Below are 22,882 nucleotides of genomic sequence, written 5' to 3'. Positions count from 1 at the left end.
CGGCTGGCTAAGGGAATTCGTCTGTTCAGCTCGCGGCCGCCGGCATGCGGGGCGTGGTCGTCGCCTGGGCTACGCCGGCCTCGAACTCTTCACGGAAATACTTGATGGCACTGCCCAGCGGCTCCACGGCGCCTGGCGCGTGGGCACAGAAGGTCTTGCCGGGGCCGAGGAAGTTGACCAGGCCGAGCAGGGTGGCGATGTCCTCGCGAGTGCCTTCGCCGCGCTCCAGGGCACGGAGGATCTTCACGCTCCAGGGCAGGCCGTCGCGGCAGGGGGTGCACCAGCCGCAGGACTCGCGGGCGAAGAACTCCTCCATGTTGCGCAGCAGCGAGACCATGTTGATCGAGTCGTCCACCGCCAGCGCCAGGCCGGTGCCCATGCGCGTGCCGACCTTGGCGATGCCGCCGGCGTACATCAGCGCATCGAGGTGCTCGGGCAGCAGAAAGCCGGTGCCGGCGCCGCCGGGCTGCCAGCATTTGAGCCGGTAGCCATCGCGCATGCCGCCGGCATGTTCCTCGAACAGCTCGCGCGCACTGATGCCGAACGGCAGCTCCCACAGGCCGGGGTTCTTCACCTTGCCGGAGAAACCCATCAGCTTGGTGCCGTGGTCTTCGCTGCCTTCGCGCGCCAGCGACTTGTACCAGTCCACCCCGTGCTGAACGATGGCCGGCACGTTGCACAGGGTCTCGACGTTGTTCACGCAGGTGGGCTTGCCCCATACGCCGACGGCGGCGGGGAAGGGCGGCTTGGCGCGCGGGTTGGCGCGGCGGCCTTCCAGGGAGTTGATCAGCGCGGTTTCTTCGCCGCAGATGTAGCGCCCCGCACCCGTATGCACGAACAGCTCGAAGTCGAAGCCCGAGCCGAAGATGTTCCTGCCGAGCAGGCCGGCGGTCTTGGCTTCCTCGATGGCGCGGTTGAGGTTGTGCGCCGCTTCGACGTACTCGCCGCGCAGGAAGATGTAGCCACGGTAGGCCTTGAGCGCCCGTGCCGAGATCAGCATGCCTTCCACCAGCAGGTGCGGCAGCTGTTCCATCAGCAGACGGTCCTTCCAGGTGTTGGGCTCCATTTCATCGGCGTTGCACAGCAGATAGCGGATATCGAGCGATTCGTCGGTGGGCATCAGGCCCCACTTCACGCCGGTGGGGAAGCCCGCGCCACCACGGCCCTTGAGCCCGGAATCCTTGACGGTCTGCACGATGTCGGCCTGGGCCATCGCGGTCAGCGCCTTGCGCGCGGCGGCGTAGCCGTTCTTGGCCTGGTATTCCTCGAGCCATATCGGCTGGGCGTCGTCGCGCAGGCGCCAGGTCAGCGGGTGACTTTCCTCCTGACGCGGTACGCGGTTGGCCGGGGCGATGGAGGTCATGGTTTTCATGGATAGGCCTCCAGCAGCGCCGCGACGCCATCGGGGCGGACGTCGCCGAAGGTGTCGTCATCGATCATCAGCGCCGGCGCCTTGTCGCAGTTGCCCAGGCAGCACACCGGCAGCAGGGTGAAGCGGTTGTCTGCAGTGGTCTGGCCGAGGCCGATGCCGAGCTGCTTGTGCATTTCGGCCAGCACGCTTTCGTGGCCACCGATGTAGCAGGTCATGCTGTCGCACACACGAATGACGTGGCGGCCGACCGGCTGGCGGAAGATCTGGCTGTAGAAGGTGGCCACGCCCTCGACGTCGCTGGCCGGGATGCCGAGCACCTCGCCGATGGCCTCGCTGGCGCCGTCCGGCACCCAGCCGCGCGCCTTCTGCACGATCTTCAGCGCCTCGATGCTGGCCGCGCGCGGGTCTTCGTAGTGATGCATCTCGTGCTCGATGGCCGAGCGCTCGGTTTCGCTGAGGGTGAAACGATCGGTCTGGATCAGCGTGCTGCTATTGGTTGTCTGGATCATGTCAGCGGTCCACGTCGGCCATGACGAAGTCGATACTGCCCAGGTAGGCGATCAGGTCCGCCACCATGCTGCCGCGGATCACCGAGGGGATCTGCTGCAGGTGTGCGAAGCTGGGCGTGCGAATCCGGGTGCGGTAGCTCATGGTGCTGCCGTCGCTCGTCAGGTAGTAGCTGTTGATGCCCTTGGTCGCCTCGATCATCTGCAGGGCTTCGCCCGCCGGCATGACCGGCCCCCAGGAAACCTGCAGGAAGTGGGTGATCAGGGTTTCTATATGCTGCAGCGTGCGTTCTTTAGGCGGCGGCGTGGTCAGCGGGTGATCGGCCTTGTACGGGCCTTCCGGCATGTTCTTCAGGCACTGGTCGATGATGCGGATGCTCTGGCGCATCTCTTCCACGCGCACCATGCAGCGGTCGTAGGCATCGCCATTGGCGGCCAGTGGCACTTCGAACTCGAAGTGCTCGTAGCCGGAATAGGGGCGCGCCTTGCGCAGGTCGAAGTCGCAACCGGTGGCGCGCAGGCCGGCGCCGGTGGTGCCCCATTCCAGCGCTTCTTTGGTGTTGTATTGCGCCACGCCGATGGTGCGGGCCTTGAGGATGCTGTTCTTCAGCGCCGCCTTCTCGTATTCGTCGAGGCGCCTGGGCAGCCAGTCGACGAACTCCTTGACCAGCTTGTCCCAGCCGCGCGGCAGGTCGTGGGCGACGCCGCCAATGCGGTACCAGGCCGGGTGCAGGCGGAAGCCGGTGATGGCTTCGATCACCTTGTAGGCGCGCTGGCGGTCGGTGAAGGTGAAGAACACCGGAGTCATGGCGCCGACGTCCTGGATGTAGGTGCCGAGGAACAGCAGGTGGCTGGTGATGCGGAAGAACTCGGCGAGCATCACGCGGATGAAGTCGACCCGGTCCGGCACCTTGATGCCGGCCAGCTTCTCCACCGCCAGCACGTAGGGCAGGTTGTTCATCACCCCGCCGAGGTAGTCGATGCGGTCGGTGTAGGGGATGAAGCTGTGCCAGCTCTGCCGTTCGGCCATCTTTTCGGCGCCACGGTGGTGGTAGCCGATCTCCGGCACGCAGTCGACGATCTCCTCGCCGTCGAGCTGCAGGATGATGCGAAACGCGCCGTGCGCGGACGGGTGGTTGGGGCCGAGGTTGAGGAACATGTAGTCCTCGTGCTCGCCGCCACGCTTCATGCCCCAGTCTTCGGGGCGGAAGCGCGCGGCTTCCTCCTCGAGCTGCTGCTTGGCCAGGGTCAGGCTGAACGGATCGAATTCGGTGGCGCGCGCCGGGTAGTCCTTGCGCAGCGGGTGACCTTCCCAGGTCGGCGGCATCATGATGCGGGTCAGGTGCGGGTGGCCCTGGAAGGTGATGCCGTACAGGTCCCAGACCTCGCGCTCGTACCAGTTGGCGTTGGGCCAGATGCCGGTGGCGGTCGGCAGGTTGAGATCGCGCTCGCTGAGGGCGACCTTGACCATCACGTCGCTGTTACGCTCCAGCGACATCAGGTGGTAGAACACGGTGAAATCGGCGTCCGGCAGGCCGCGGCGCTGGGTGCGCAGGCGCTCGTCGACGCCGTGCAGGTCGTAGAGCATCACATAGGGGCGCGGCAGGTGGCGCAGGCATTTGAGCACCTCCAGCAGCCGTTCGCGGCTCACCCAGAGCACCGGCATGCCGGTACGTGTCGCTTGCAGGGTGAAGCCGTCGTCGCCAAGGCGGGCGCGAAGTTCGGCGATGACGTCCTGGTCATCGACCTGGTAAGGCGGTATGGACACAGCGGTGTCTGCAGTCATGATCTCGGTCGCTATCGGTCAACGTAGGGAATGGGCCGGACTCTTGCGGAGCAAGAGGCGGTTCAGACTTCGTCGGGGCTACGTAGATTGGTAACGGCGATTCGCTGCTCGCGGCGTTGCTCCTTCTGCGAAGGCATCTCGGCACGGTAGATGCCCTGGTCTCCTACCACCCAGGATAGCGGGCGACGCTCCTGGCCGATGGACTCCTGCAGCAGCATCAGGCCTTGCAGGAATGCCTCGGGGCGGGGCGGACAGCCGGGGATGTAGACGTCCACGGGAAGGAACTTGTCCACCCCCTGAACGACCGAGTAGATGTCGTACATGCCGCCGGAGTTGGCGCATGAACCCATGGAAATGACCCACTTGGGCTCCAGCATCTGCTCGTAGAGACGCTGGATGACCGGCGCCATCTTGATGAAGCAGGTGCCGGCGATGACCATGAAATCGGCCTGGCGGGGTGAGGCGCGGATGACCTCGGCGCCGAAACGCGCAACGTCGTGCGGGGCGGTGAAGGCCGTGGTCATTTCCACGTAGCAGCAGGAGAGGCCGAAGTTGTAGGGCCACAGGGAGTTCTTGCGTCCCCAGTTGATGGCGCCGTTGAGCACCTCTTCCAGCTTGCCCATGTAGATGTTCTTGTGGACCTGATCCTCTAGCAACGGGTCGGACACGAGCTCCCGCTGGCCGATCGGATACGCCTCGTTGGGCGCATTCGGGTCGACCCGAGTAAGTTTGTATTGCATCGCCAAAGCCTCATTGTTTCAGCTTCGCCTGCCGCTTGCGGCGTCCTTCAGGTGCCCAATCCAGCGCACCTATCGCCGACTCGTAGACAAGACCCGCGAACAGAATGGTTATGAAAACGGTAGCACCGACCAGGCCGACCCAGCCGCTTTCGCGTACCGAGACCGCCCAGGCGAAGAGAAAGAGGGCTTCAACGTCGAAGATCACGAAGAGCATCGCGACCAGATAGAACTTGGCGGACAGGCGCAGCCGCGCGTTGCCGGTGGGGAGCATGCCCGACTCGAAGGGTTCGTTCTTGCTGCGTCCCCAGGCCTTGCTGCCGAGCAGGCTGGAAACGCCGAGCATGAAGGCGATGAGCCCGCACACTCCGAGCAGGAAGACAGCAAAGGCCCAGTCGTGGGACAGGGTCGATGGCACATCAGGCATGCCGGTACTCCTTGAGCTAAGGAACGGCTTTTAATCTAGTCGCTAATGAGCGCCTGCGAGGGCGCCTGAGCAAAAGTATGTGCTCCATACTATGCGCAGGTTAAATGTAAGTAAATTTGTCGAAGCAAAAAAAGCCCCATTCTTGTGCGTCCGAGCGCTGGCCCTGAGCACCCGACTCATTCATCCGCTGAGTCTGCCGGACTTTTCGAGAGCATCATCTTCGGCGAAATGCGCAATTGCCTGAGGCTTTGGTAGCAGCACGAAAGCATGACCAGAAACCGTGCAGTGAAATAACCGAGAGCAATTAGAAGGCTAAGTTCCATCCCGAAAAGATATTCTCGGTTTTGAGACACTCTGGCGATCTTGTACTAGCGTGCATGAATCGCCGCCGCGCGACGCATTCGCTGATCCAGCAGTACCCGACCATTCGCTGGGTCTGCGCAGTTGCCCCTGCCTGGGTATGCCGACCCTTCGTACCAGAACAACATGAGGGGTTTGCCATGCCTGTCGTCACACCTTGGTCCTTGTACCGTGCCGTGCCCGCTGTCCTGCTATTGGCCCTGTCTGCGCCCGCAAGCGCGGAGCTGGGCGATTACAACTTCTGGCAGACGCTGAGCAATCTGGTGTCGCCACCCAAGGCGGACAATCCGGTAACGCCGGCGCAGCGCACCGGGCCTTATCCGCTTCTGGCCAATCCGGCCGGCTTCAACAGCGGTTTCAATCCCGGTAACTACTACGGCTGGCAGACCATTCAGATGGCGCCGCAGACCGGTGCCGTGTGCGGCAACGGCTCGCCCTACAAGTTCTTCATCAACCGCGTGCCCAATACCCGCAACACCATCATCTACTTGGAGGGCGGTGGTGCCTGCTGGGATTACGCCAGCTGCAGCGGGCAGAGCGGCATCCGCGGTGCTCGCAACCCCAATGGCATCGCCGACGACTACATGTCGCTGCTCAACCCGGGCGCGAGTCTGGTCAGCCCCTTCGTCGTGCGCCTGCATCCCTGGACGCGGGTGAAGACGCAGAACTGGAACATGGTCTACGTGCCTTACTGCACCGGCGACATCTACTCCGGCGACAAGGTGGCGGTGTACGAAGACCCGCAAGGTCAGCAGCCGCCACTGGTGTGGCATCACAACGGGCTGCGCAACATGCGCGCGGTGGTGGGCTGGCTCAAGGACAACCTGCCGCGGCCGACGCAGATGCTCGCTACCGGTTGCAGTGCCGGCGGCGCCGGCAGCCTGACCAACTATGCCAACCTGCGTCAGGACATCGCGCCCAATCGTGGCTACCTGATCAACGATTCCGGCCCCGTCTACACCGCGCTGGCCGGCGACAACCAGGCTTATCCCTCCTATCCGTTGCAGACCCTGATCCGTCAGGCCTGGGGGCTGGATGCCGCGCAGGGGCCGCTGCAGTACCTGCAGGCGCGCCTGCCCGGTTTCTCCAGCACTGACCTGGGCAGCCTGTATCCGGCGCTGTCGAGCAACCTGCCGGGCGACCGTATGGGCCACACCCACTTCTGGCAGGATCTGAACTACTCGTCCTATTCCTACGAGCGCTTCTATCCGGAGATCGTCAACGCGCCGGATCAGGCCACCAAGGAGGCGCTGATCAAGCAGCGCTGGCGCACCGACACCAGCCGTCTGCGTGGCCAGCTGGCCAACCTGGGCAACGTCGGCGGCTATTTCCCGCAGTTTCGCAACGTCAACGAAAGCCACTGCACCAGCATCATCGAGTTCGCCAACTCCGATATTCAGGAGCAGAACCTGGAGCTGGATCACTTCGTCAGCAATGTGCTCGATGGCACCGGCCAGGTGCTGGATGCTTCCGAGAGCAGCGACGTAGCCGACCGCAACAAGCCGTTCAATCTGCTGTATTACCTGCTGGACCAGTTGCTCTGATGGTACGCAGGGGCGCGGCGCCAGACCGCGCCCCTTTTTCAGCAGCATTCAGGGAGTCGATCCATGCCGGGAACCTACGTGGTGCAGGACAGAAATGCCGGCCATGGACGCGCCGGATTGGCACTGCCTTTCCCGCCCACGGCAGGCCCGCTGGTCATCCGCGAGAAGAACGACCTGCGTCATCTGCAGATGAGCCAGCCCTGGTGCGGGGACGTGGCAGACGAGGCGTATGCGGGGTGTTTCACCGAGGGCATATCCGATTGTTCGGTGGTGGCCATCATGGAATGGGAGCCGCAGCGCAACGGCTGGGGACGCTGTTACTTCGAGCATTTGGCCGGGTCGGCCATCACTTCGCACTCAATGCAGCTGGCCAGCCATGTGCTGCGCAGGGTACGAGGCCCACGCTTTGCCGTGGTCGCCCAGTACTACGGCGGGATTGCCTTCTCGGAAGCGGATAGCTTGTTTGATGAGCTGAGAGTGCCGCCGCAGAACCGCTCCTATTACCAGTCCGGACGCAGAGGCATGAACTTCGGGCTGCGCTTCTTCGGCGGCTATTTCGGTGAACATCTGCCGGGCAATCAGTAGCTTCTTGCCAGTGCATCATCACTGATAGCTGCGCTCGCGGGCTTCCTGCAGGCGCTGACGCAGATACTGATCACGGCTGAGGCCGTCGGGGACGTTCTGCAGGGCCATGACTTCCTCGACGATGCGCCGCTCCTCGGCCTTGTAGCGCTCGAACTGCGGATCCGGTCGCTGCGCCTGGGCAGCCTCGCGCTCGGCGCTCAGCGCCTGGTAGCGACGTATCAGGGCCTCGCCGCGGGCCTTCTGCGCGGCTTCATCCTGAGTGTCCGCCTTGATCAGCGCCAGTTGCAGCAGCAGCGCCTCGCTCAGGGCCAGCTCGCCTTGCTGCTCCAGCGTCTCGATGCCTTGCTCGAGGTCGCGCACCTCGGCGGCGCGGGCTGCGGCGTCCAGTTCTGCGGCGCGCTCGATAAAGTCCCGATAGCGGTTATGAAAGGCCAGGCGCTGCTGCTGTTGCCTGACCTGTGGGGCGGCCAGCAGCTGCAGCTGTTCGGAGGTAGGCGGCTGCTCGCTGGGGACGACTGGTTGCGGCAAGGCGCTGGTTGTAGGCGGCGTGGCAGGTGCCTGCTGCGCAGTCCGGGCAGCAGGCTGCAGCCAGTACCAGCTCAGGGCGGCCCCGGCCAGAACGAGACAGGTGCCGAACAGCAGGGTGGAGCGGGGCATGGGCATTCCTTGCGCGAGTCGATGGCGTTCTCAGCGTAGAAGCTGCCACGGCGCTTTGCCTGTCCATGCATCGAATGAACGCGCCGGACAACCCTCTCCCGCAGGGGGAGAGGGTGCCGGCAGTGGATCAGAACAGCGGTTTTCCGTCTTCGCGGGTGACGATCACCGTGGCCGAGCGCGGGCGGCGGCCGGGGCCGTCCGGCCAGGTGCTGCGGAAATCGGTCGGGGTCGAGCCTTCGCCCGGGTGCTGGATGTTGACGAACAGCGTACGGAAGTCCGGCGTGGCGGTGATGCCGGTGACTTCGCAGCCCACGGGGCCGACCAAAAAGCGCTTCATCTCGCCGGTGGTCGGTTCGGCTACCAGCATCTGGTTGTTACCGAACGGGCCATTGGCGAGCTGGCTGCCGCTCATGTCGGTCTGGATCCACAGCCGGCCTTCATCGTCGAACCACAGGCCATCCGGGCTGGCCAGACGATTGTCGGCGGTCAGCGGTTTGCCGTTGGGATCGAGGCTGTCGCTTTCCGGGCCGGCCAGCAGGAACAGGCTCCAGACGAACTCACGACCGGCATAGTCGCGGCTCTGCTCGCGCCAGCGAATGATGTGACCGTAGGCGTTGGCCGGGCGCGGGTTGGCCGCGTCGGCGACGGTGCGCGAGCTGTTGTTGGTGAGGGTGAAGTAGACGTCGCCGTTGTTCGGGTTCACCGCGCCCCATTCCGGGCGATCCATCTTGGTGGCGCCGACGATATCGGCAGCCAGGCGGGTGTTGATCAGCACCTCACCCTGGTCGGCGAAGCTCACTCCGGCAGCCTTGCAGGCCGCCTGGAAGGCCTTGTCCTTGATGTCCAGGGCCAGCCACTCACCCTTGCCATTGGCCTTGAAGCGCGCCACGTAGAGGGTGCCCTCGTCGAGCAGGCTGCCGTTGCTGCGGCCCGGTACGTACTTGCCGCGGCTGACGAACTTGTAGATGTACTCGTTCTGCGAATCGTCGCCGGAATAGCACACCACCGGACGGCCCGGCTTGACCGGGGCGAACACCAGGCCCTCGTGGGCGAAACGACCCAGTGCGGTGCGCTTGATCGGGGCGGATTCCGGCGCGAAGGGGTCGATCTCGACGATCCAGCCGAAGTGATTCGGCTCGTTGCGGTAGTCGCCGGTGGCGTCGGCGGCCAGGCGGGTGGCGTTGAAGCGCTGGAATTCGTCGCCGGCCAGGTGATCCCAGCCGTAACGGCTGGCGCTGCCCACGCCGTAGCGGGTCATTTCACGCGGGCGTTCGGCATCGCCACTGGCGAAATAGCCGGCCCAGTTTTCCTCGCAGGTCAGGTAGGTGCCCCAGGGGGTGAAGCCGTTGGCGCAGTTGTTCAATGTGCCGCGGGTGGCGGTGCCGTCGGGGCTGTAGCGAGTCCGGAGCAGGGCGTGGCCGCGTACCGGGCCGCTGATCTGCATCGGCGTGGCGCCGGTGATGCGGCGGTTGCGGGCGCTGGGCAGCACCTCCCATTGGCCGCGCACACGGCGCACTTCCACCACGGAAACCCCGTGGGCATTGATTTCCTTGCGAACCTCATCGGCGCTGCTGCGCTTGCCGCCGATCAGGGTGGGGCCGTTGGGGTGCAGCAGCGGGGCGTCGATGTACTCGTGGTTGAGTACCAGCAGGCCGTGGTCGCTCTTGTGCCCGCCGCCGCGCTGGCCGTCGATGGGGAAGAAGTGCATGCCGTCATGGTGCATGCCGATCTGGTCGGCCTGATCGGCGGCGCTGTTGCCGGCGTTCTCGAGGAAAGCCGGGAAGCTGCCGCGAATCGGCGTGCCCCAGGGAATGAAGGTGGTGGCCTTGTAGCCGGCCGGTACAGTGATGGTATCGGCACGGGTCACCGCCACCGGGTTGAACGGCAGACGCTTGCTGCGCTTTTTCAGGCGCTCGAGCAGGTCCTTGAGCGGGTTGCCGGCGGCCTCGGCGGTGCCGGGCATGGCCACCCCGAGAAAACCCATGACACCCAGCGCAGCGCCGCCAGCGACGACCTGGCGACGGCTCAGGCCGGCTTCGATAAGGTCATTGATATGGGGGTTGGCGGAAGTGTTGCTGAGCGGTTCATCACCATTGCCGAATAGCACGTCTTGTTCGTGTTCATTGCGCATGGAGGGCTCCTGGTTAGGCTGATCGACGGAGCCATGACGCTAACCAAGGAAAACGACGGAATAGTGACAACGGCTGTGCGCTGTTGCACAAAACTGCGAGGTTGGGCTTTCTGCAGGGTGCATCGTGCGCACCGAGGCCGCTGCAAACAGCTGGTGCGCATGGCGCCCCCTGCCACAGCCGCGCGCACAAGTGCCGAAAGCGGGGGATAAAAAAAGCCCCGGCAGTGCCGGGGCTAGTTAGGCAAACAAGCTGCTGCGGATGCGTGGTCCGCAGCAGGGGAACCGTTCTTAGTGGAACTGGTTCATGGTGTTGTCTTTACCGCTTGCCTTCAGAGCAGCTTCGCCAGCGAAGTACTCCTTGTGGTTGTCGCCGATGTCGGAGCCAGCCATGTTCTGGTGCTTGACGCAGGCGATGCCCTGACGGATTTCCTGACGCTGCACGCCCTTCACGTAGGCCAGCATGCCCTGGTCGGCGAAGTAGCCCTTGGCCAGGTTGTCGGTGGACAGGGCCGCGGTGTGGTAGGTCGGCAGGGTGATCAGGTGGTGGAAGATGCCGGCGTGGGCCGAACCGTCGCGCTGGAAGGTACGGATCTTCTCGTCGGCCAGCTTGGCCAGTTCGGTCTCGTCGTACTCCACGCTCATCAGCTTGGCGCGGTCGTAGGCGGACACGTCCTTGCCTTCGGCAGCCATGGCGTCGAACACCTGCTGACGGAAGTTCAGGGTCCAGTTGAAGGACGGGCTGTTGTTGTACACCAGCTTGGCGTTCGGGATGACCTGACGGATGCGGTCAACCATGCCCTTGATCTGGCCAACGTGCGGCTTCTCGGTCTCGATCCACAGCAGGTCGGCGCCGTTCTGCAGGCTGGTGATGCAGTCCAGTACGCAGCGGTCTTCACCGGTGCCAGCGCGGAACTGGAACAGGTTGGACGGCAGGCGCTTCGGACGCAGCAGTTTGCCTTCGCGCTTGATCACGACGTCGCCGTTGCCCAGCTCGGCTTCGGAGATTTCTTCGCAATCGAGGAAGCTGTTGTACAGGTCGCCCAGGTCGCCCGGCTTGTTGGTGACGGCGATCTGCTTGGTCAGGCCGGCGCCCAGGGAGTCGGTACGTGCGACGATCACGCCGTTGTCGATGCCCAGCTCGAGGAAGGCGTAGCGAACGGCAGCGATCTTGGCGAGGAAGTCGGCGTGCGGAACGGTCACTTTACCGTCCTGGTGGCCGCACTGCTTCTCGTCGGAAACCTGGTTCTCGATCTGGATGCAGCAGGCACCGGCTTCGATCATGCGCTTGGCCAGCAGGTAGGTGGCTTCCGGGTTACCGAAGCCGGCGTCGATGTCGGCGATGATCGGGACGATGTGGGTCTCGAAATTGTCGATCTGGTTCTGGATCTCGGCAGCCTTGGCCTGGTCGCCGGCTTCGCGAGCAGCGTCCAGCGCGGTGAACAGCAGGTCCAGCTCGCGGCTGTCGGCCTGACGCAGGAAGGTGTACAGCTCTTCGATCAGGTCGGAGACGGCGGTCTTCTCGTGCATCGACTGGTCCGGCAGCGGGCCGAAGTCGGAGCGCAGAGCCGCAACCATCCAGCCGGACAGGTACAGGTACTTCTTGTTGGTGGTCTTCAGGTGCTTCTTGATCGAGATCAGCTTCTGCTGACCGATGAAGCCGTGCCAGCAGCCCAGGGACTGGGTGTAGAGGGAGGAGTCGGCGTCGTACTCTTCCATGTCCTTGCGCATGATGTCAGCGGTGTACTGAGCGATTTCCAGACCGGTCTTGAAGCGGTTCTGAGCGCGCATACGGGCGACGGACTCGGGGTTGATAGCGCTCCAGCTGCTGCCGAACTTCTCTTTCAGAGCGGCTACAGCCTTGATGTCGTTTTGATATGCGGACATGGTCAATCCTTCAAAAAATGTGTTGGTTGAGCACCGACTACCCTCGCAATGCGTGCACGGATGCAGCGGCTGCGGGAGGCTTCCACTTTGACGGCGAGAAGACGGCTGGGGCGAGGATTGACCGCGAGGAGGGGGGATGTGGCGAACAGCTCGATAAGGTCGCTTGGGCCGGTCGGCTCGTGGAAACCTTGGGCACCTGTTGCATCTTTCGATCTGTCTGACGCTAAACGCTTCCCCGTCCCTCAGGACAACTTCGTTCCAGTCGCAACCTCGTCGTACGGCCTTGTGGGCTGTTGGGACACGGACCGTTACGAAGTACTTCGTGAACGATCTGGAGATCCTTTTCAGGACCCCTGGCTAGCGGGAGCGAGGCCATCATGCCTCTCGAGAAATGCTTCGTCAAACGTTTTGTAGTGGTTTTTTCAGACTACTACATATTCAGGAGACGACTGGCTGGTCACGCATGGCAGCCCATGAGGCGGGCGTTTCAGCGGTTTTGCGGGTTGCGCGTGTTGTCCATCGTTCTTGTGAGGAAAATGCATTCGACTTTGGTCGGTGGCGTCAGTCGAGCGCCTCGACCTTGATCCGCAGCGACATGTCTTCGCGGCCCTGGGTGGTGTGCCTACGCAGCACGTCGCGGCCGCTGGAGCTGGTGTCCTCGCTGACTCCGCCAAGGGTGATCCATTCGCCGAGTCGGCCGCTGACGCGGGTGTCGGTGCTCTGCACGTCGATCACATCTGGGCGGTTGCTGTTGACGCGATCACGCTGACTGCTGATGGCCACATGCACCAGTTCGCCGGAGAGGCTGGCCGTTACGTAGAAGCCTCGGGTGACGTCGCGGTACTGGGTGTCCTGATAGATCCGCCCGTAGGGGCCGGTGCTGGTGGTGGTCAGCGGCACGCTCTGGCCGACCTGGATCAGCGCCGGATAACCTTCGGTGGCCTGTACCTGCTGGGTGCCGCCGCCACGACTGTCAGTGCTGCGACGAATTATGCGCACCTGGTCGCGGCCGTTCACTTCGCCACGGCCGACCTGCACCTCGGCATTGCCGGCGCTGAGCGTGCCGTCGACCCGATAGCCGCGGTCGTTCTGGTAGCTGCTGTCGGCGCTTTCGACCGTGATCAGCAGGCGGCGAGGACGGGTGTCGAGCTGCTGCAGGAGCACGCGAATCTCGCCGATCTTGGCGGGTGAAGCATTGACGATCAGCTGGTTGCCGTAGGCGCTGACCTTGCCCTCGTTGCCGAGCATCGACTGCACCACGCCAAGCACATCGTCGGCGGTGCGGTAGTTCAGCGGAATCACCTCGGTAGCCGCGTGCAGCGGCAGGCACAGGCCGAGAAGCAGGGCGGCGAACAGCGTGCGCAGGGTCATAGCAGAAAGCTCCGCAGATCGGGGTCGGTGATGCTGGTGTCCCAGGCCTGGTCGAACTGGGCCTGGCGCTGACGAACGCGCGCCGGGTCGTTGTACAGGGTATAGCCGGACTGCTGGTCGAGCTCCGGGCGTAACAGCAGCCCTCGGTCGTCGGCAATCAGGTAGGCCAGCTCCTCGCTGGCATGGTCCGGGTTGAGTTTGCGGATATGCAGATTCGACGACAAGCGGCGAGACAGGCTGAGTAGCCGGTGACCTTCCTTCACGGCACGGGTCGGATCGCGCAGCAGGATGCGCAGGCGCGCACGCGGGCTGCTCAGCAGAAAGCGGGTGCAGGCATGCTGCACGCTGCTGTGGTGATAGAGCCAGGGCTCCAGGTCGTCGCTGTAAAGGCACAGGCTGCGCTGGGCCTGCTGGATCAGTGCCAGCACGTGAGCGCGCGCCTCCTGCGGCTGGCTGAAGCGTTCCAGGTGCTCGTGCTGACCGAGGATGAAGGGCGCCGGCTCCCATTGCGCCGCATCCGGCGTCACGGACTGCGGGTTGTGCACGGCAAAACGCCCCGGCGACTCGAATTCGATGGCTGCCAGCTCAATGGCTTCTGGCGTATCGATCGGTTCGACCGGGGCGTCTTTTTCGTTCATCGGGGCCTCTACTGGCTGGTGCGCACCATATCCACGTGCGGTATGCCGGCGTCGAGGTACTCGTCGCTGACAATCCTGAAGCCTAGCCTTTCATAGAACGGCGTGGCGTGCACCTGAGCGGTGAGCATTTGCTGACGCAGGCCGCGCTTTTCCGCTTCGGCGATCACCGCCTGCATCAGGGTTTCGCCGACCTTGAGGCCGCGCCAGTCCTTGAGCACCGAAACGCGGCCGATGTGACCGTCCGGCAGCAGGCGTGCGGTGCCCACCGCGTAATCACCTTCTTCGGCGAGAAAGTGCACGGCGTCGGTGTCTTCGGCGTCCCACTCCAGTTCCGGCGGCACCGATTGCTCGGCGACGAACACGCTGTCGCGGATGCGGCGAAGCTCGGCATTGTCCCTATGCCAGTCCGCGACGCGGACGGTGATCTCACTCATCGGCGAACCCCAGGCTGCCCTGTTTGACCAGTTCCCATAGCAGGGTACGCCCCTCGTCATCGGCCAGCCAGGCACCGAGGTTTTCCACATGTAACGCGTCAGCGCTGCAGATCAGCTTCAGCAGCTCGCGCAGGCTGGTCGAAACCAGGCGGCTCTGGCCGCTGGCGAACAGCACCAGGTCGTCACCGACTTCCGACCAGGCCATGCGTGCGCTGGGGTTGCGGATGAGGATCGCGCCATCTTCCAGGGCGCCGAGGAAATCTTCCTCCTCGATCTCGATGCCGGCGACCAGCTCCGGGTACTTGGGCTCGGTCATGAACTGGCCGAACCAGGTCATCAGCAGGCGCTCGTCGCTCATGTGCTCGTTGAGCAGGGCCTTGAGGCGCTCCAGGGCGTCGCGCTGGATCTGGTTGGGATCCTCGCTCGGCTGGATGTCGGCATCGCTGTAGCGCTCTTCGTCGGGCAGGAACTGGCCGAGGAAATCGGTGAAATGGGTCAGTACTTCGGCGGCGCTCGGCGCGCGGAAGCCCACGGAATAAGTCATGCAATCATCCTCAGCGGTGCCACAGTGGGCGAGGCATGGCGGCAGGTAGAGCATGTCGCCGGGTGCCAGCACCCATTCATCGGTTGGTTCGAATTCGGCCAGGATCTTCAGATCGGCGTGGGGGAGCAGCGGGCTGTCGGAATCGCACATCTGGCCGATCTGCCAGCGGCGATGACCGTGAGCCTGCAGCAGGAATACGTCGTAGTTGTCGAAATGCGGGCCGACGCCGCCGCCGGGCGCGGCGAAGCTGATCATCAGATCGTCGATGCGCCACTTGGGCAGGAACTTGAAGTCCTCCAGCAGCTCGGCCACTTCCGGGACGAACTGATCGACGGCCTGGACCAGCAGGGTCCAGTCGCGCTCGGGCAGATCCTGGAAGGTGTCTTCGTTGAACGGGCCACGCTGCAGTTCCCAGGGGCGCTCGCCATGCTCGATCACCAGGCGCGACTCGACTTCCTCTTCCAGCGCCAGGCCGGCCAGTTCGTCCGGGCTGATCGGGCTTTCGAAGTCGGGAATGGCCTGGCGCACCAGCAGCGGTTTCTTCTGCCAGTAGTCGCGCAGGAATTCACGGGCTGTGAGGCCACCCAGCAATTGCAGCGGAGTATCAGGATTCATCAGTAAGCCCTTGAAATGAATAAAAACCTTAAAACAAAAACGCCCGGCTCAGCCGGGCGTCCTCGAGGCTGGTGTCGCTCAGATGCGCTTGGCCTGGGCCACGGCGTTACCGATGTAGCGCGCCGGGGTCAGTTGCTTGAGCTCTTCCTTGGCGGCGGCCGGCATGTCCAGGCCGTCGATGAAGGCCAGCAGGGCCTCGGGGCTGATGCCCTTGCCGCGGGTCAGCTCCTTGAGCTTCTCGTACGGGTTCTCGATGGCGTAGCGGCGCATCACGGTCTGGATCGGCTCGGCGAGCACTTCCCAGCAGGCGTCCAGATCCTCTGAAATACGTTGAGCATTGAGCTCCAACTTGCTGATTCCCTTGAGGCTTGCCTCATAAGCGATGACGCTGTGCGCGAAGCCGACACCCAGGTTGCGCAGCACGGTGGAGTCGGTCAGGTCGCGCTGCCAGCGGGAGATCGGCAGCTTGCTGGCCAGGTGCTGGAAGATCGCGTTGGCGATGCCCAGATTGCCTTCGGAGTTCTCGAAGTCGATCGGGTTGACCTTGTGCGGCATGGTCGAGGAGCCAATCTCGCCAGCCACGGTCTTCTGCTTGAAGTAGCCGAGGGAGATATAGCCCCAGACGTCGCGGTCGAAGTCGATCAGGATGGTGTTGAAGCGGGCAATGGCGTCGAACAGCTCGGCGATGTAGTCGTGCGGCTCGATCTGGGTGGTGTAGGGGTTCCAGGTCAGGCCCAGGTCACCTTCGATGAACTGACGGGCGTTGGCTTCCCAGTCGATGCTCGGGTAGGCCGACAGGTGCGCGTTGTAGTTGCCCACGGCGCCGTTGATCTTGCCCAGCAGCGGCACGGCAGCGACCTGAGCGATCTGCCGCTCCAGGCGGTAGACGACGTTGGCCAGTTCCTTGCCCAGCGTGGTCGGCGAGGCCGGCTGGCCGTGGGTGCGCGACAGCATCGGCACGTCGGCGAACTTCACCGCCAGCTCGCGGATGGCGCCTGCCAGTTGCTTCATCAGCGGCAGCAGTACGTTGTCGCGGCCTTCGCGCAGCATCAGGGCGTGGGACAGGTTGTTGATGTCCTCGCTGGTGCAGGCGAAATGGATGAACTCGCTGACCTTGTCCAGCTCCGGCAGCTTGGCGGCCTGCTCCTTGAGCAGGTATTCCACGGCCTTGACGTCGTGGTTGGTGGTGCGCTCGATTTCCTTGACGCGCTCGGCGTGCTCGACGGCGAAGTTCTCGGCCAGCTCGTTGAGCAGGGCGTTGGCTTCGGCGGAGAAGGGCGCGACTTCCGGGATGCCTTCCTGGGCGGCCAGGCGCTGCAGCCAGCGCACTTCGACCAGTACGCGGCTACGGATCAGGCCGTATTCGCTGAAGATGGGGCGCAGGGCGCTGGTTTTGCCGGCGTAGCGGCCGTCGACGGGGGAAACCGCGGTGAGCGAGGAAAGCTGCATGTAGGCGTTCTCGGGCTGTCGGGCTGAAAAGCCATCCTGGATCGCTGCGCATCGCGCCGGCTTCGATGAAGCGGGCTCTAGCTCAGGCGCCGGGACGACCTCTGACGAAAAGGGCGCATATCATACATGAAAACCGACGCTTGGCCGCCTATGCCCTGCGCCTGGCGACCGATAACAGACTGGCGGCAAAGATCAGCGCCGCGCCGAGCAGCGAGAGGCTGTCCGGCGTCTCGCCCCAGAGCAGCCAGGCGATGATGCCGGCGAAGACGATGGCCAGGTAGGCGACCGGGCCGATCAGCCCGGGCGGCGCCAGGCCATAGGCGCGCGACATGATCACCTGGCTGGCGGTGGCCAGCAGGCCGATGCCCAGCAGCCAGCTCAGTTGCGTGGCATCGAGCGGTTGCCAGCTCCAGGTCAGCGGGATGGCGGAAAACAGCGCGCTGAACAGCGAGAAATAGAAGACGATGCGCGTCGCTGGCTCGCTGTCGCTCATCTCGCGGATGGAAACGAAGGCGAATGCGGCCAGCAGGCTGGCCGCCAGACCGACCAGGGCTGCACCTTCGAACAGTGCGGCGCTGGGTTTGGCCACCAGCAGCACCCCGCACAGGCCGATCAGGCTGCTGATCAGCATGCGCCGGGTCAGCGGTTCCTTGAGCCAGATATGCGCGATCAGCGGGGTGAACACCGGCGCCGAGTAGGTGAACAGCATGGCGTCGGCCAGGGGGAGGTGGGCGATGGCGTAGAAGAAGCAGTACATCGCCGCGAGGCCGTAGGTGGTGCGCCACAGGTGGGACTTCAGGCGGGTCGTGCGCAGCGGACGGACGCCGCGCACCAGCAGCAGCGGCAAAAAGAACAGCACGCCGACCAGGTTGCGGAAGAACACCACCGACTCGTTGTTGACGCTGGCGGAGACCTCGCGAATGCCGACTCCGGTGAAGGCGAACAGCAGCGCCGAGAGTGCCAGCAGCAGGGCACCCTGAAGGGGTTTGACGCTGCGGCTGGCGGGCTCCATGGTCAGTTTCGCGTCATGTCGTAGAGCGCCTTGAGCAGCTTGCCGCGGCTGAACACCAGCTGCCAGCGGTGGCCGCCGAGCTGACGCCACAGGCGCGCCGAGCGAATGCCTGCGAGCAGCAGGGCGCGGATCTTCGCTGCGTTGTTCGGCTGCTGCAGGAAGCGCATGTCGCCGTGCACCTGGATGCGCTGGCGGAAGGTGCTGATGGTGTCCTGGTACAGGCCGCCGCAGGCGGCGATGACATTGTCGTGGACCAGGCCGAAATGCTCGACCTGTTGCTGGATCTGGTCCAGGCGGCTGCCCATGATCTGCAGCATGTCGCTGCGCTTGTCCAGTTGGCGCTCCAGGCCGATCATTGCCAGGGAGTAGCGCAGCGGCTCGCGCTGCAGGGCGGACGGGTTGCGTTCCAGCGAACTGATCAGCGCGCGATAGCCATCACGCAGGTTGAGATCGTCGCCGCCGTAGACGTCCAGCGTGGTTTGCGGATCGCGCACCAGCAGGCTGCCGAGCATGCAGCTCATCGAGGCTTCGCTGACCTGGCCGGTGCGGGCGATCTTGTCGGCCAGCACGGCGGCTTCGAATACCGCGCCGAGCGCGACCAGCTGTTCCTGCATCGGAGTCATCGGGCGTCCTCGTACCAGGCTTGCGCGGTTTCGATCACGCCGCCGCCGAGGCACACCTCACCGTCGTAGAACACCACGGACTGACCCGGGGTAACGGCGCGCTGCGGCTCGTCGAACACGGCGCGATAGCCGTTCTCGGTCTTCTCCAGAGTGCAGCTTTGATCGCTCTGGCGGTAACGCACCTTGGCCGTGAGGCGGCGCGGCGTGCTCAGGTCCACGGGGTTGACCCAGTAGATGTCCGAGGCGAGCAGGGCGCGGGAGAACAGCCAGGGGTGTTCGTTACCCTGGCCGACGATCAGCACGTTGCGCGTCAGGTCCTTGCGCAGCACGTACCAGGGATCGTCGCCGGCATCCTTGAGGCCACCGATGCCCAAGCCCTGGCGCTGGCCAATGGTGTGGTACATCAGGCCGTGATGACGGCCGATGACCTGACCTTCGGTGGTTTCGATGTCACCCGGCTGTGCCGGCAGGTACTGCTTGAGGAAGTCGCTGAAGCGGCGTTCGCCAATGAAGCAGATGCCGGTGGAGTCCTTCTTCTTCGCCGTGGCCAGCTCGTATTTTTCGGCAATGGCGCGTACCTGCGGCTTCTCCAGCTCGCCGACCGGGAACAGGGTCTTGGCGATCTGCTCGCCACCGACGGCGTGCAGGAAGTAGCTCTGGTCCTTGTTCGGGTCCAGGCCCTTGAGCAGCTCGGTACGGCCCTCGATATCGCGACGGCGCACGTAGTGGCCGGTGGCGATCAGGTCGGCACCGAGCGACAGGGCGTAGTCGAGGAAGGCTTTGAACTTGATCTCGCGGTTGCACAGGATGTCCGGGTTCGGCGTACGTCCGGCCTTGTATTCGGCCAGGAAATGCTCGAACACGTTGTCCCAGTACTCGGCGGCGAAGTTGGCGGTGTGCAGCTTGATGCCGATGCGGTCGCATACGGCTTGGGCGTCGGCCAGGTCGTCCATGGCAGTGCAGTATTCGGTGCCGTCGTCTTCGTCCCAGTTCTTCATGAACAGGCCTTCGACCTGGTAACCCTGCTCCATCAACAGCAGGGCGGAAACGGACGAGTCGACGCCGCCGGACATGCCGACGATCACGCGTTGGGTGCTAGGTGCTTGCATGGGAATCTGCGAGTGAAGCCTGAAAAGTTGTCGAGTTTAACAGGTAGGGTGCGCTATGCGCACCGAGCACTTGCCACGGTGTCCGTGGTGCGCACGGCGCAACCCTGCGCAACGGCATATGCTCGCGTTCAATCGCGCACCAGCTCCAGCGGTCCGTTTATGCCGGCCAGGTAATCATCCACGCAACGCAACACCAGCTCGCTGCGCCAGCGCTCGGGTTGCACCGCCAGCTCGTCGCGGGTCAGCCAGGTGATGCCGCTGATGTCGCTGTCCAGCTCGCGCGCGGGGTCATGGTGCACGGGGCGGGCGCTGAAGCACACGCGCTGGTAGGTCACGCCGTTGCTCGGGGCGGTATAGAGGTAGATGCCGAGCAGGCCGGTGAGTTCGACCTCCCAGCCGGTTTCCTCAAGGGTTTCGCGCAGCGCCGCCTCGCGCAGCGATTCGTTGGCTTCCAGATGGCCGGCCGGCTGGTTGAGCACCATGCGGCCAGCCTTGAATTCTTCGACTAACAGAAAACGGCCATCGTCTTCGATTACCGTGGCCACGGTGATATGGGGTTGCCATTCCATCTTCGCGTTCTCCGGTACTGTTTGCTGGACGAGCCCCGCAGGAGCGATTGTCCGTATCCATAAATAAAGAACCCCGGCACCAGGCCGGGGTTCTTCTGACACTCAAGCCTGATCAGGCATTCAGCGCAGCCAGGGCCGCGTTGAAGGTGGCGCTGGGGCGCATCACCTGGCTGGTCAGCTCGGGGTTGGAGCGGTAGTAGCCTCCGATGTCGACCGGCTTGCCCTGTACGGCAGCCAGTTCGCCAACGATGGTCGCTTCCTGCTCGGTCAGCTGCTTGGCCAGCGGGGCGAAGTGAGCCTTCAGCTCGGCATCGTCGTTCTGCTCGGCCAGGGCCTGGGCCCAGTACAGCGCCAGGTAGAAGTGGCTGCCGCGGTTGTCGATCTCACCCACCTTGCGCGCCGGGGACTTGTTGTTGTCCAGCAGCTTGCCGGTGGCCTGGTCCAGGGTCTTGCCCAGTACCTTGGCCTTGGCGTTGTTGGTCTTGATGCCGGTTTCTTCCAGCGACACGGCCAGGGCCAGGAACTCGCCCAGGGAGTCCCAGCGCAGGTAGTTCTCTTCGACCAGCTGCTGCACGTGCTTGGGCGCCGAGCCGCCGGCACCGGTCTCGTACATGCCGCCGCCCGCCATCAGCGGAACGATGGACAGCATCTTGGCCGAGGTGCCCAGCTCCATGATCGGGAACAGGTCGGTCAGGTAGTCACGCAATACGTTGCCGGTCACCGAGATGGTGTCCAGGCCACGAATCATGCGCTCCATGGATACGCGGATGGCTTCGTTGTAGCCCATCATGCGGATGTCCAGGCCGGTCAGATCGTGGTCCTTGAGGTACAGCTCGACCTTCTTCTGCAGCTCGCGATCGTGAGCGCGCTCCGGGTCCAGCCAGAAGATCGCCGGGGTGTTGGACTGACGGGCGCGGGTAACGGCCAGCTTGACCCAGTCGCGGATCGGCGCGTCCTTGGTCTGGCAGGCGCGCCAGATGTCGCCGGCTTCGACCTGGTGCTGCATCAGCACGGTGCCGTCGGCAGCGACGACGCGCATGGTGCCGTCAGCGGTCATTTCGAAGGTCTTGTCGTGGGAGCCGTATTCCTCGGCCTTCTGCGCCATCAGGCCGACGTTCGGCACGCTGCCCATGGTGGTCGGGTCGAACGCACCGTTGGTTTTGCAGAAGTTGATCATTTCCTGGTAGATGCGCGCATAGGTGCTCTCAGGCATGACGGCCTTGGTGTCTTTCTGCTTGCCGTCCTTGCCCCACATCTGCCCGGAGTTGCGGATCATCGCCGGCATCGAGGCGTCGACGATCACGTCGCTCGGGATGTGCAGGTTGGTGATGCCCTTGACCGAGTCGACCATGGCCATTTCCGGGCGATGGCTGTAGACCTCGTGGATGTCGTGCAGGATCTCTTCCTGCTGCGAGGCGGGCAGGGCCTTGATCTTGTCGTAGACGCTGCTGATGCCGTTGTTCGGGTTGACGCCCAGCTCTTTGAACAGCTCGCCGTACTTGTCGAACACGTCCTTGTAGTAAACGCTGACCGCGTGGCCGAAGACGATCGGGTGGGAGACCTTCATCATGGTCGCCTTGACGTGCAGGGACCACATCACGCCGGTTTCCTTGCAGTCCTGCAGGGTCTTCTCGAAGAAGTCACGCAGCTTGCGGCAGCTCATGAACATGCTGTCGAACACTTCGCCTTCCTGCAGGGCCAGTTGCTTCTTGACCTCAACCTTGCCGTCCTTGCCGACGAACTCGATGCGCACGTCACCGGCCTTGGCCATGGTGATCGACTGCTCGCTGGAGAAGAAGTCGCCGCCGCGCATGTAGTCGGCGTGGGACTGCGAAGCCATGCTCCACTTGCCCATGCTGTGCGGGTGCTTGCGCGCATAGGCCTTGACCGCGGCCGGCGCGCGGCGGTCGGAGTTGCCTTCGCGCAGCACCGGGTTCACCGCGCTGCCCAGCACCTTGGCGTAGCGCGCGCGCACTTCCTTGTCTTCTTCGCTCTGCGGATCTTCCGGGAAATCGGGAATGTTGTAGCCCTGGGCCTGCAGCTCGGCGATGGCAGCCTTGAGCTGGGGTACGGAGGCGCTGATGTTCGGCAGTTTGATGATGTTGGCGTCCGGCTGCAGGGTCAGCTCGGCCAGTTTGGCCAGGTCGTCATCGATGCGCTTGTCGGCGTCCAGGCGGTCAGCAAAGCTTGCCAGGATCCGTCCAGCAAGAGAGATGTCGCGGGTTTCAACGGAGATGTCAGCCGATGCGGCAAAGGCTTCTACAATGGGCAGAAGCGAATAGGTAGCAAGGGCCGGAGCTTCGTCGGTGAAGGTGTAGATGATCTTCGAAGGGGTGGACATTTAGCGTTAACTCTCTTCTTTGCTGAGCGCGCATAGAAACTCGACCTGCGCGGGTAGGCGCCTGGACCCCATGGTGGCGGGGCCGGGTCGAGGACTCGCCGCGGTGATGTTGGATGCACCCGTAGAGTGTCGAGCATTTCGATCCGGCAGACAGTGGTGGCCGTTTACCGGTTTCAAGAGGTTGCTGC

General features: G+C 63.9%; 20 protein-coding genes. 2 read left to right on the top strand and 18 right to left on the bottom strand.

Going from position 1 to position 22,882, the window contains the following annotated elements; translation table 11 throughout:
* Positions 1–25 precede the first annotated feature (25 nt).
* The 5 genes from nuoF to N7333_RS04335 all read right to left on the bottom strand — a co-directional run bounded on the left by nuoF (position 26) and on the right by N7333_RS04335 (position 4,828).
* Positions 26–1,372 carry an NADH-quinone oxidoreductase subunit NuoF gene (gene nuoF, locus N7333_RS04355; protein WP_129483598.1) on the bottom strand — a complete coding sequence of 449 codons (1,347 nt, stop codon included), beginning with the start codon at positions 1,370–1,372 and terminating at the stop codon, positions 26–28.
* Positions 1,369–1,881: an NADH-quinone oxidoreductase subunit NuoE gene (nuoE, locus tag N7333_RS04350; protein WP_012018729.1), complete on the bottom strand. Its 513-nt coding sequence runs from the start codon at positions 1,879–1,881 to the stop codon at positions 1,369–1,371. The genes nuoF and nuoE overlap by 4 nt, the downstream gene beginning before the upstream one ends.
* A 1-nt stretch (position 1,882) precedes the next feature.
* A complete protein-coding gene (nuoC, locus tag N7333_RS04345; protein WP_273265818.1) occupies positions 1,883–3,664 on the bottom strand; it encodes an NADH-quinone oxidoreductase subunit C/D in 1,782 nt (593 codons plus the stop codon).
* Between the two features lie 62 nt (positions 3,665–3,726).
* Positions 3,727–4,404 carry an NADH-quinone oxidoreductase subunit B gene (locus N7333_RS04340; RefSeq protein ID WP_003240680.1) on the bottom strand — a complete coding sequence of 226 codons (678 nt, stop codon included), beginning with the start codon at positions 4,402–4,404 and terminating at the stop codon, positions 3,727–3,729.
* Positions 4,405–4,414: 10 nt separating this feature from the next.
* On the bottom strand, positions 4,415–4,828 hold the full coding sequence (locus tag N7333_RS04335; RefSeq protein WP_003240678.1) for an NADH-quinone oxidoreductase subunit A: 414 nt from the start codon (positions 4,826–4,828) through the stop codon (positions 4,415–4,417).
* A 500-nt stretch (positions 4,829–5,328) separates the two neighbouring features.
* On the opposite strand from N7333_RS04335, the gene N7333_RS04330 reads away from it, so the two are divergent.
* Together N7333_RS04330 and N7333_RS04325 are read left to right on the top strand one after the other, a co-directional pair.
* The gene (locus tag N7333_RS04330) at positions 5,329–6,732 is read left to right on the top strand and encodes a pectin acetylesterase-family hydrolase (protein WP_279858519.1); all 1,404 of its coding nucleotides are present in this window, start codon (positions 5,329–5,331) and stop codon (positions 6,730–6,732) included.
* A gap of 63 nt (positions 6,733–6,795) precedes the next feature.
* Positions 6,796–7,317 carry a hypothetical protein gene (locus tag N7333_RS04325; protein WP_279858518.1) on the top strand — a complete coding sequence of 174 codons (522 nt, stop codon included), beginning with the start codon at positions 6,796–6,798 and terminating at the stop codon, positions 7,315–7,317.
* A gap of 18 nt (positions 7,318–7,335) precedes the next feature.
* Here the strand turns inward: N7333_RS04325 and N7333_RS04320 are convergent, their stop codons facing one another.
* The 13 genes from N7333_RS04320 to N7333_RS04260 form a co-directional block, all read right to left on the bottom strand.
* A complete protein-coding gene (locus tag N7333_RS04320) occupies positions 7,336–7,974 on the bottom strand; it encodes a hypothetical protein (protein ID WP_279858517.1) in 639 nt (212 codons plus the stop codon).
* A gap of 127 nt (positions 7,975–8,101) precedes the next feature.
* A complete protein-coding gene (locus tag N7333_RS04315; protein WP_273265809.1) occupies positions 8,102–10,105 on the bottom strand; it encodes a PhoX family phosphatase in 2,004 nt (667 codons plus the stop codon).
* A 288-nt stretch (positions 10,106–10,393) separates the two neighbouring features.
* Positions 10,394–11,989 (bottom strand): isocitrate lyase, encoded by a 1,596-nt coding sequence (locus tag N7333_RS04310; protein WP_012018723.1) that lies wholly within the window; start codon positions 11,987–11,989, stop codon positions 10,394–10,396.
* A 561-nt stretch (positions 11,990–12,550) separates the two neighbouring features.
* Positions 12,551–13,360 (bottom strand): secretin N-terminal domain-containing protein, encoded by an 810-nt coding sequence (locus N7333_RS04305; RefSeq protein WP_003240668.1) that lies wholly within the window; start codon positions 13,358–13,360, stop codon positions 12,551–12,553.
* Positions 13,357–13,998, bottom strand: coding sequence for a histone acetyltransferase HPA2 (locus N7333_RS04300; RefSeq protein WP_129483592.1), 642 nt, complete (start codon positions 13,996–13,998; stop codon positions 13,357–13,359). The genes N7333_RS04305 and N7333_RS04300 overlap by 4 nt, the downstream gene beginning before the upstream one ends.
* Before the next feature lie 8 nt (positions 13,999–14,006).
* The gene (locus N7333_RS04295) at positions 14,007–14,432 is read right to left on the bottom strand and encodes a GNAT family N-acetyltransferase (RefSeq protein WP_003240666.1); all 426 of its coding nucleotides are present in this window, start codon (positions 14,430–14,432) and stop codon (positions 14,007–14,009) included.
* On the bottom strand, positions 14,425–15,591 hold the full coding sequence (locus N7333_RS04290) for a cupin domain-containing protein (RefSeq protein ID WP_012018721.1): 1,167 nt from the start codon (positions 15,589–15,591) through the stop codon (positions 14,425–14,427). The genes N7333_RS04295 and N7333_RS04290 overlap by 8 nt, the downstream gene beginning before the upstream one ends.
* Positions 15,592–15,669: 78 nt before the next feature.
* Positions 15,670–17,040 (bottom strand): adenylosuccinate lyase, encoded by a 1,371-nt coding sequence (gene purB, locus N7333_RS04285; RefSeq protein ID WP_129483591.1) that lies wholly within the window; start codon positions 17,038–17,040, stop codon positions 15,670–15,672.
* 148 nt (positions 17,041–17,188) lie between these two features.
* Positions 17,189–18,052 (bottom strand): DMT family transporter, encoded by an 864-nt coding sequence (locus tag N7333_RS04280; protein ID WP_090429016.1) that lies wholly within the window; start codon positions 18,050–18,052, stop codon positions 17,189–17,191.
* Positions 18,053–18,054: 2 nt separating this feature from the next.
* On the bottom strand, positions 18,055–18,675 hold the full coding sequence (gene hflD / locus N7333_RS04275) for a high frequency lysogenization protein HflD (RefSeq protein ID WP_024308143.1): 621 nt from the start codon (positions 18,673–18,675) through the stop codon (positions 18,055–18,057).
* Positions 18,672–19,784 (bottom strand): tRNA 2-thiouridine(34) synthase MnmA, encoded by a 1,113-nt coding sequence (gene mnmA, locus N7333_RS04270; protein ID WP_129483590.1) that lies wholly within the window; start codon positions 19,782–19,784, stop codon positions 18,672–18,674. The genes hflD and mnmA overlap by 4 nt, the downstream gene beginning before the upstream one ends.
* A gap of 128 nt (positions 19,785–19,912) precedes the next feature.
* A complete protein-coding gene (locus N7333_RS04265; protein WP_129483589.1) occupies positions 19,913–20,353 on the bottom strand; it encodes an NUDIX hydrolase in 441 nt (146 codons plus the stop codon).
* Positions 20,354–20,465: 112 nt separating this feature from the next.
* Positions 20,466–22,694 (bottom strand): NADP-dependent isocitrate dehydrogenase, encoded by a 2,229-nt coding sequence (locus N7333_RS04260; RefSeq protein ID WP_012018716.1) that lies wholly within the window; start codon positions 22,692–22,694, stop codon positions 20,466–20,468.
* Between the last annotated feature and the right edge of the window lie 188 nt (positions 22,695–22,882).

Origin of the sequence: Pseudomonas sp. GD04158 (assembly GCF_029834875.1) — a bacterium.
Taxonomy (GTDB): Bacteria; Pseudomonadota; Gammaproteobacteria; order Pseudomonadales; family Pseudomonadaceae; genus Aquipseudomonas; species Aquipseudomonas hydrolytica.
This window is presented reverse-complemented; position numbering and strand designations above follow the sequence as displayed.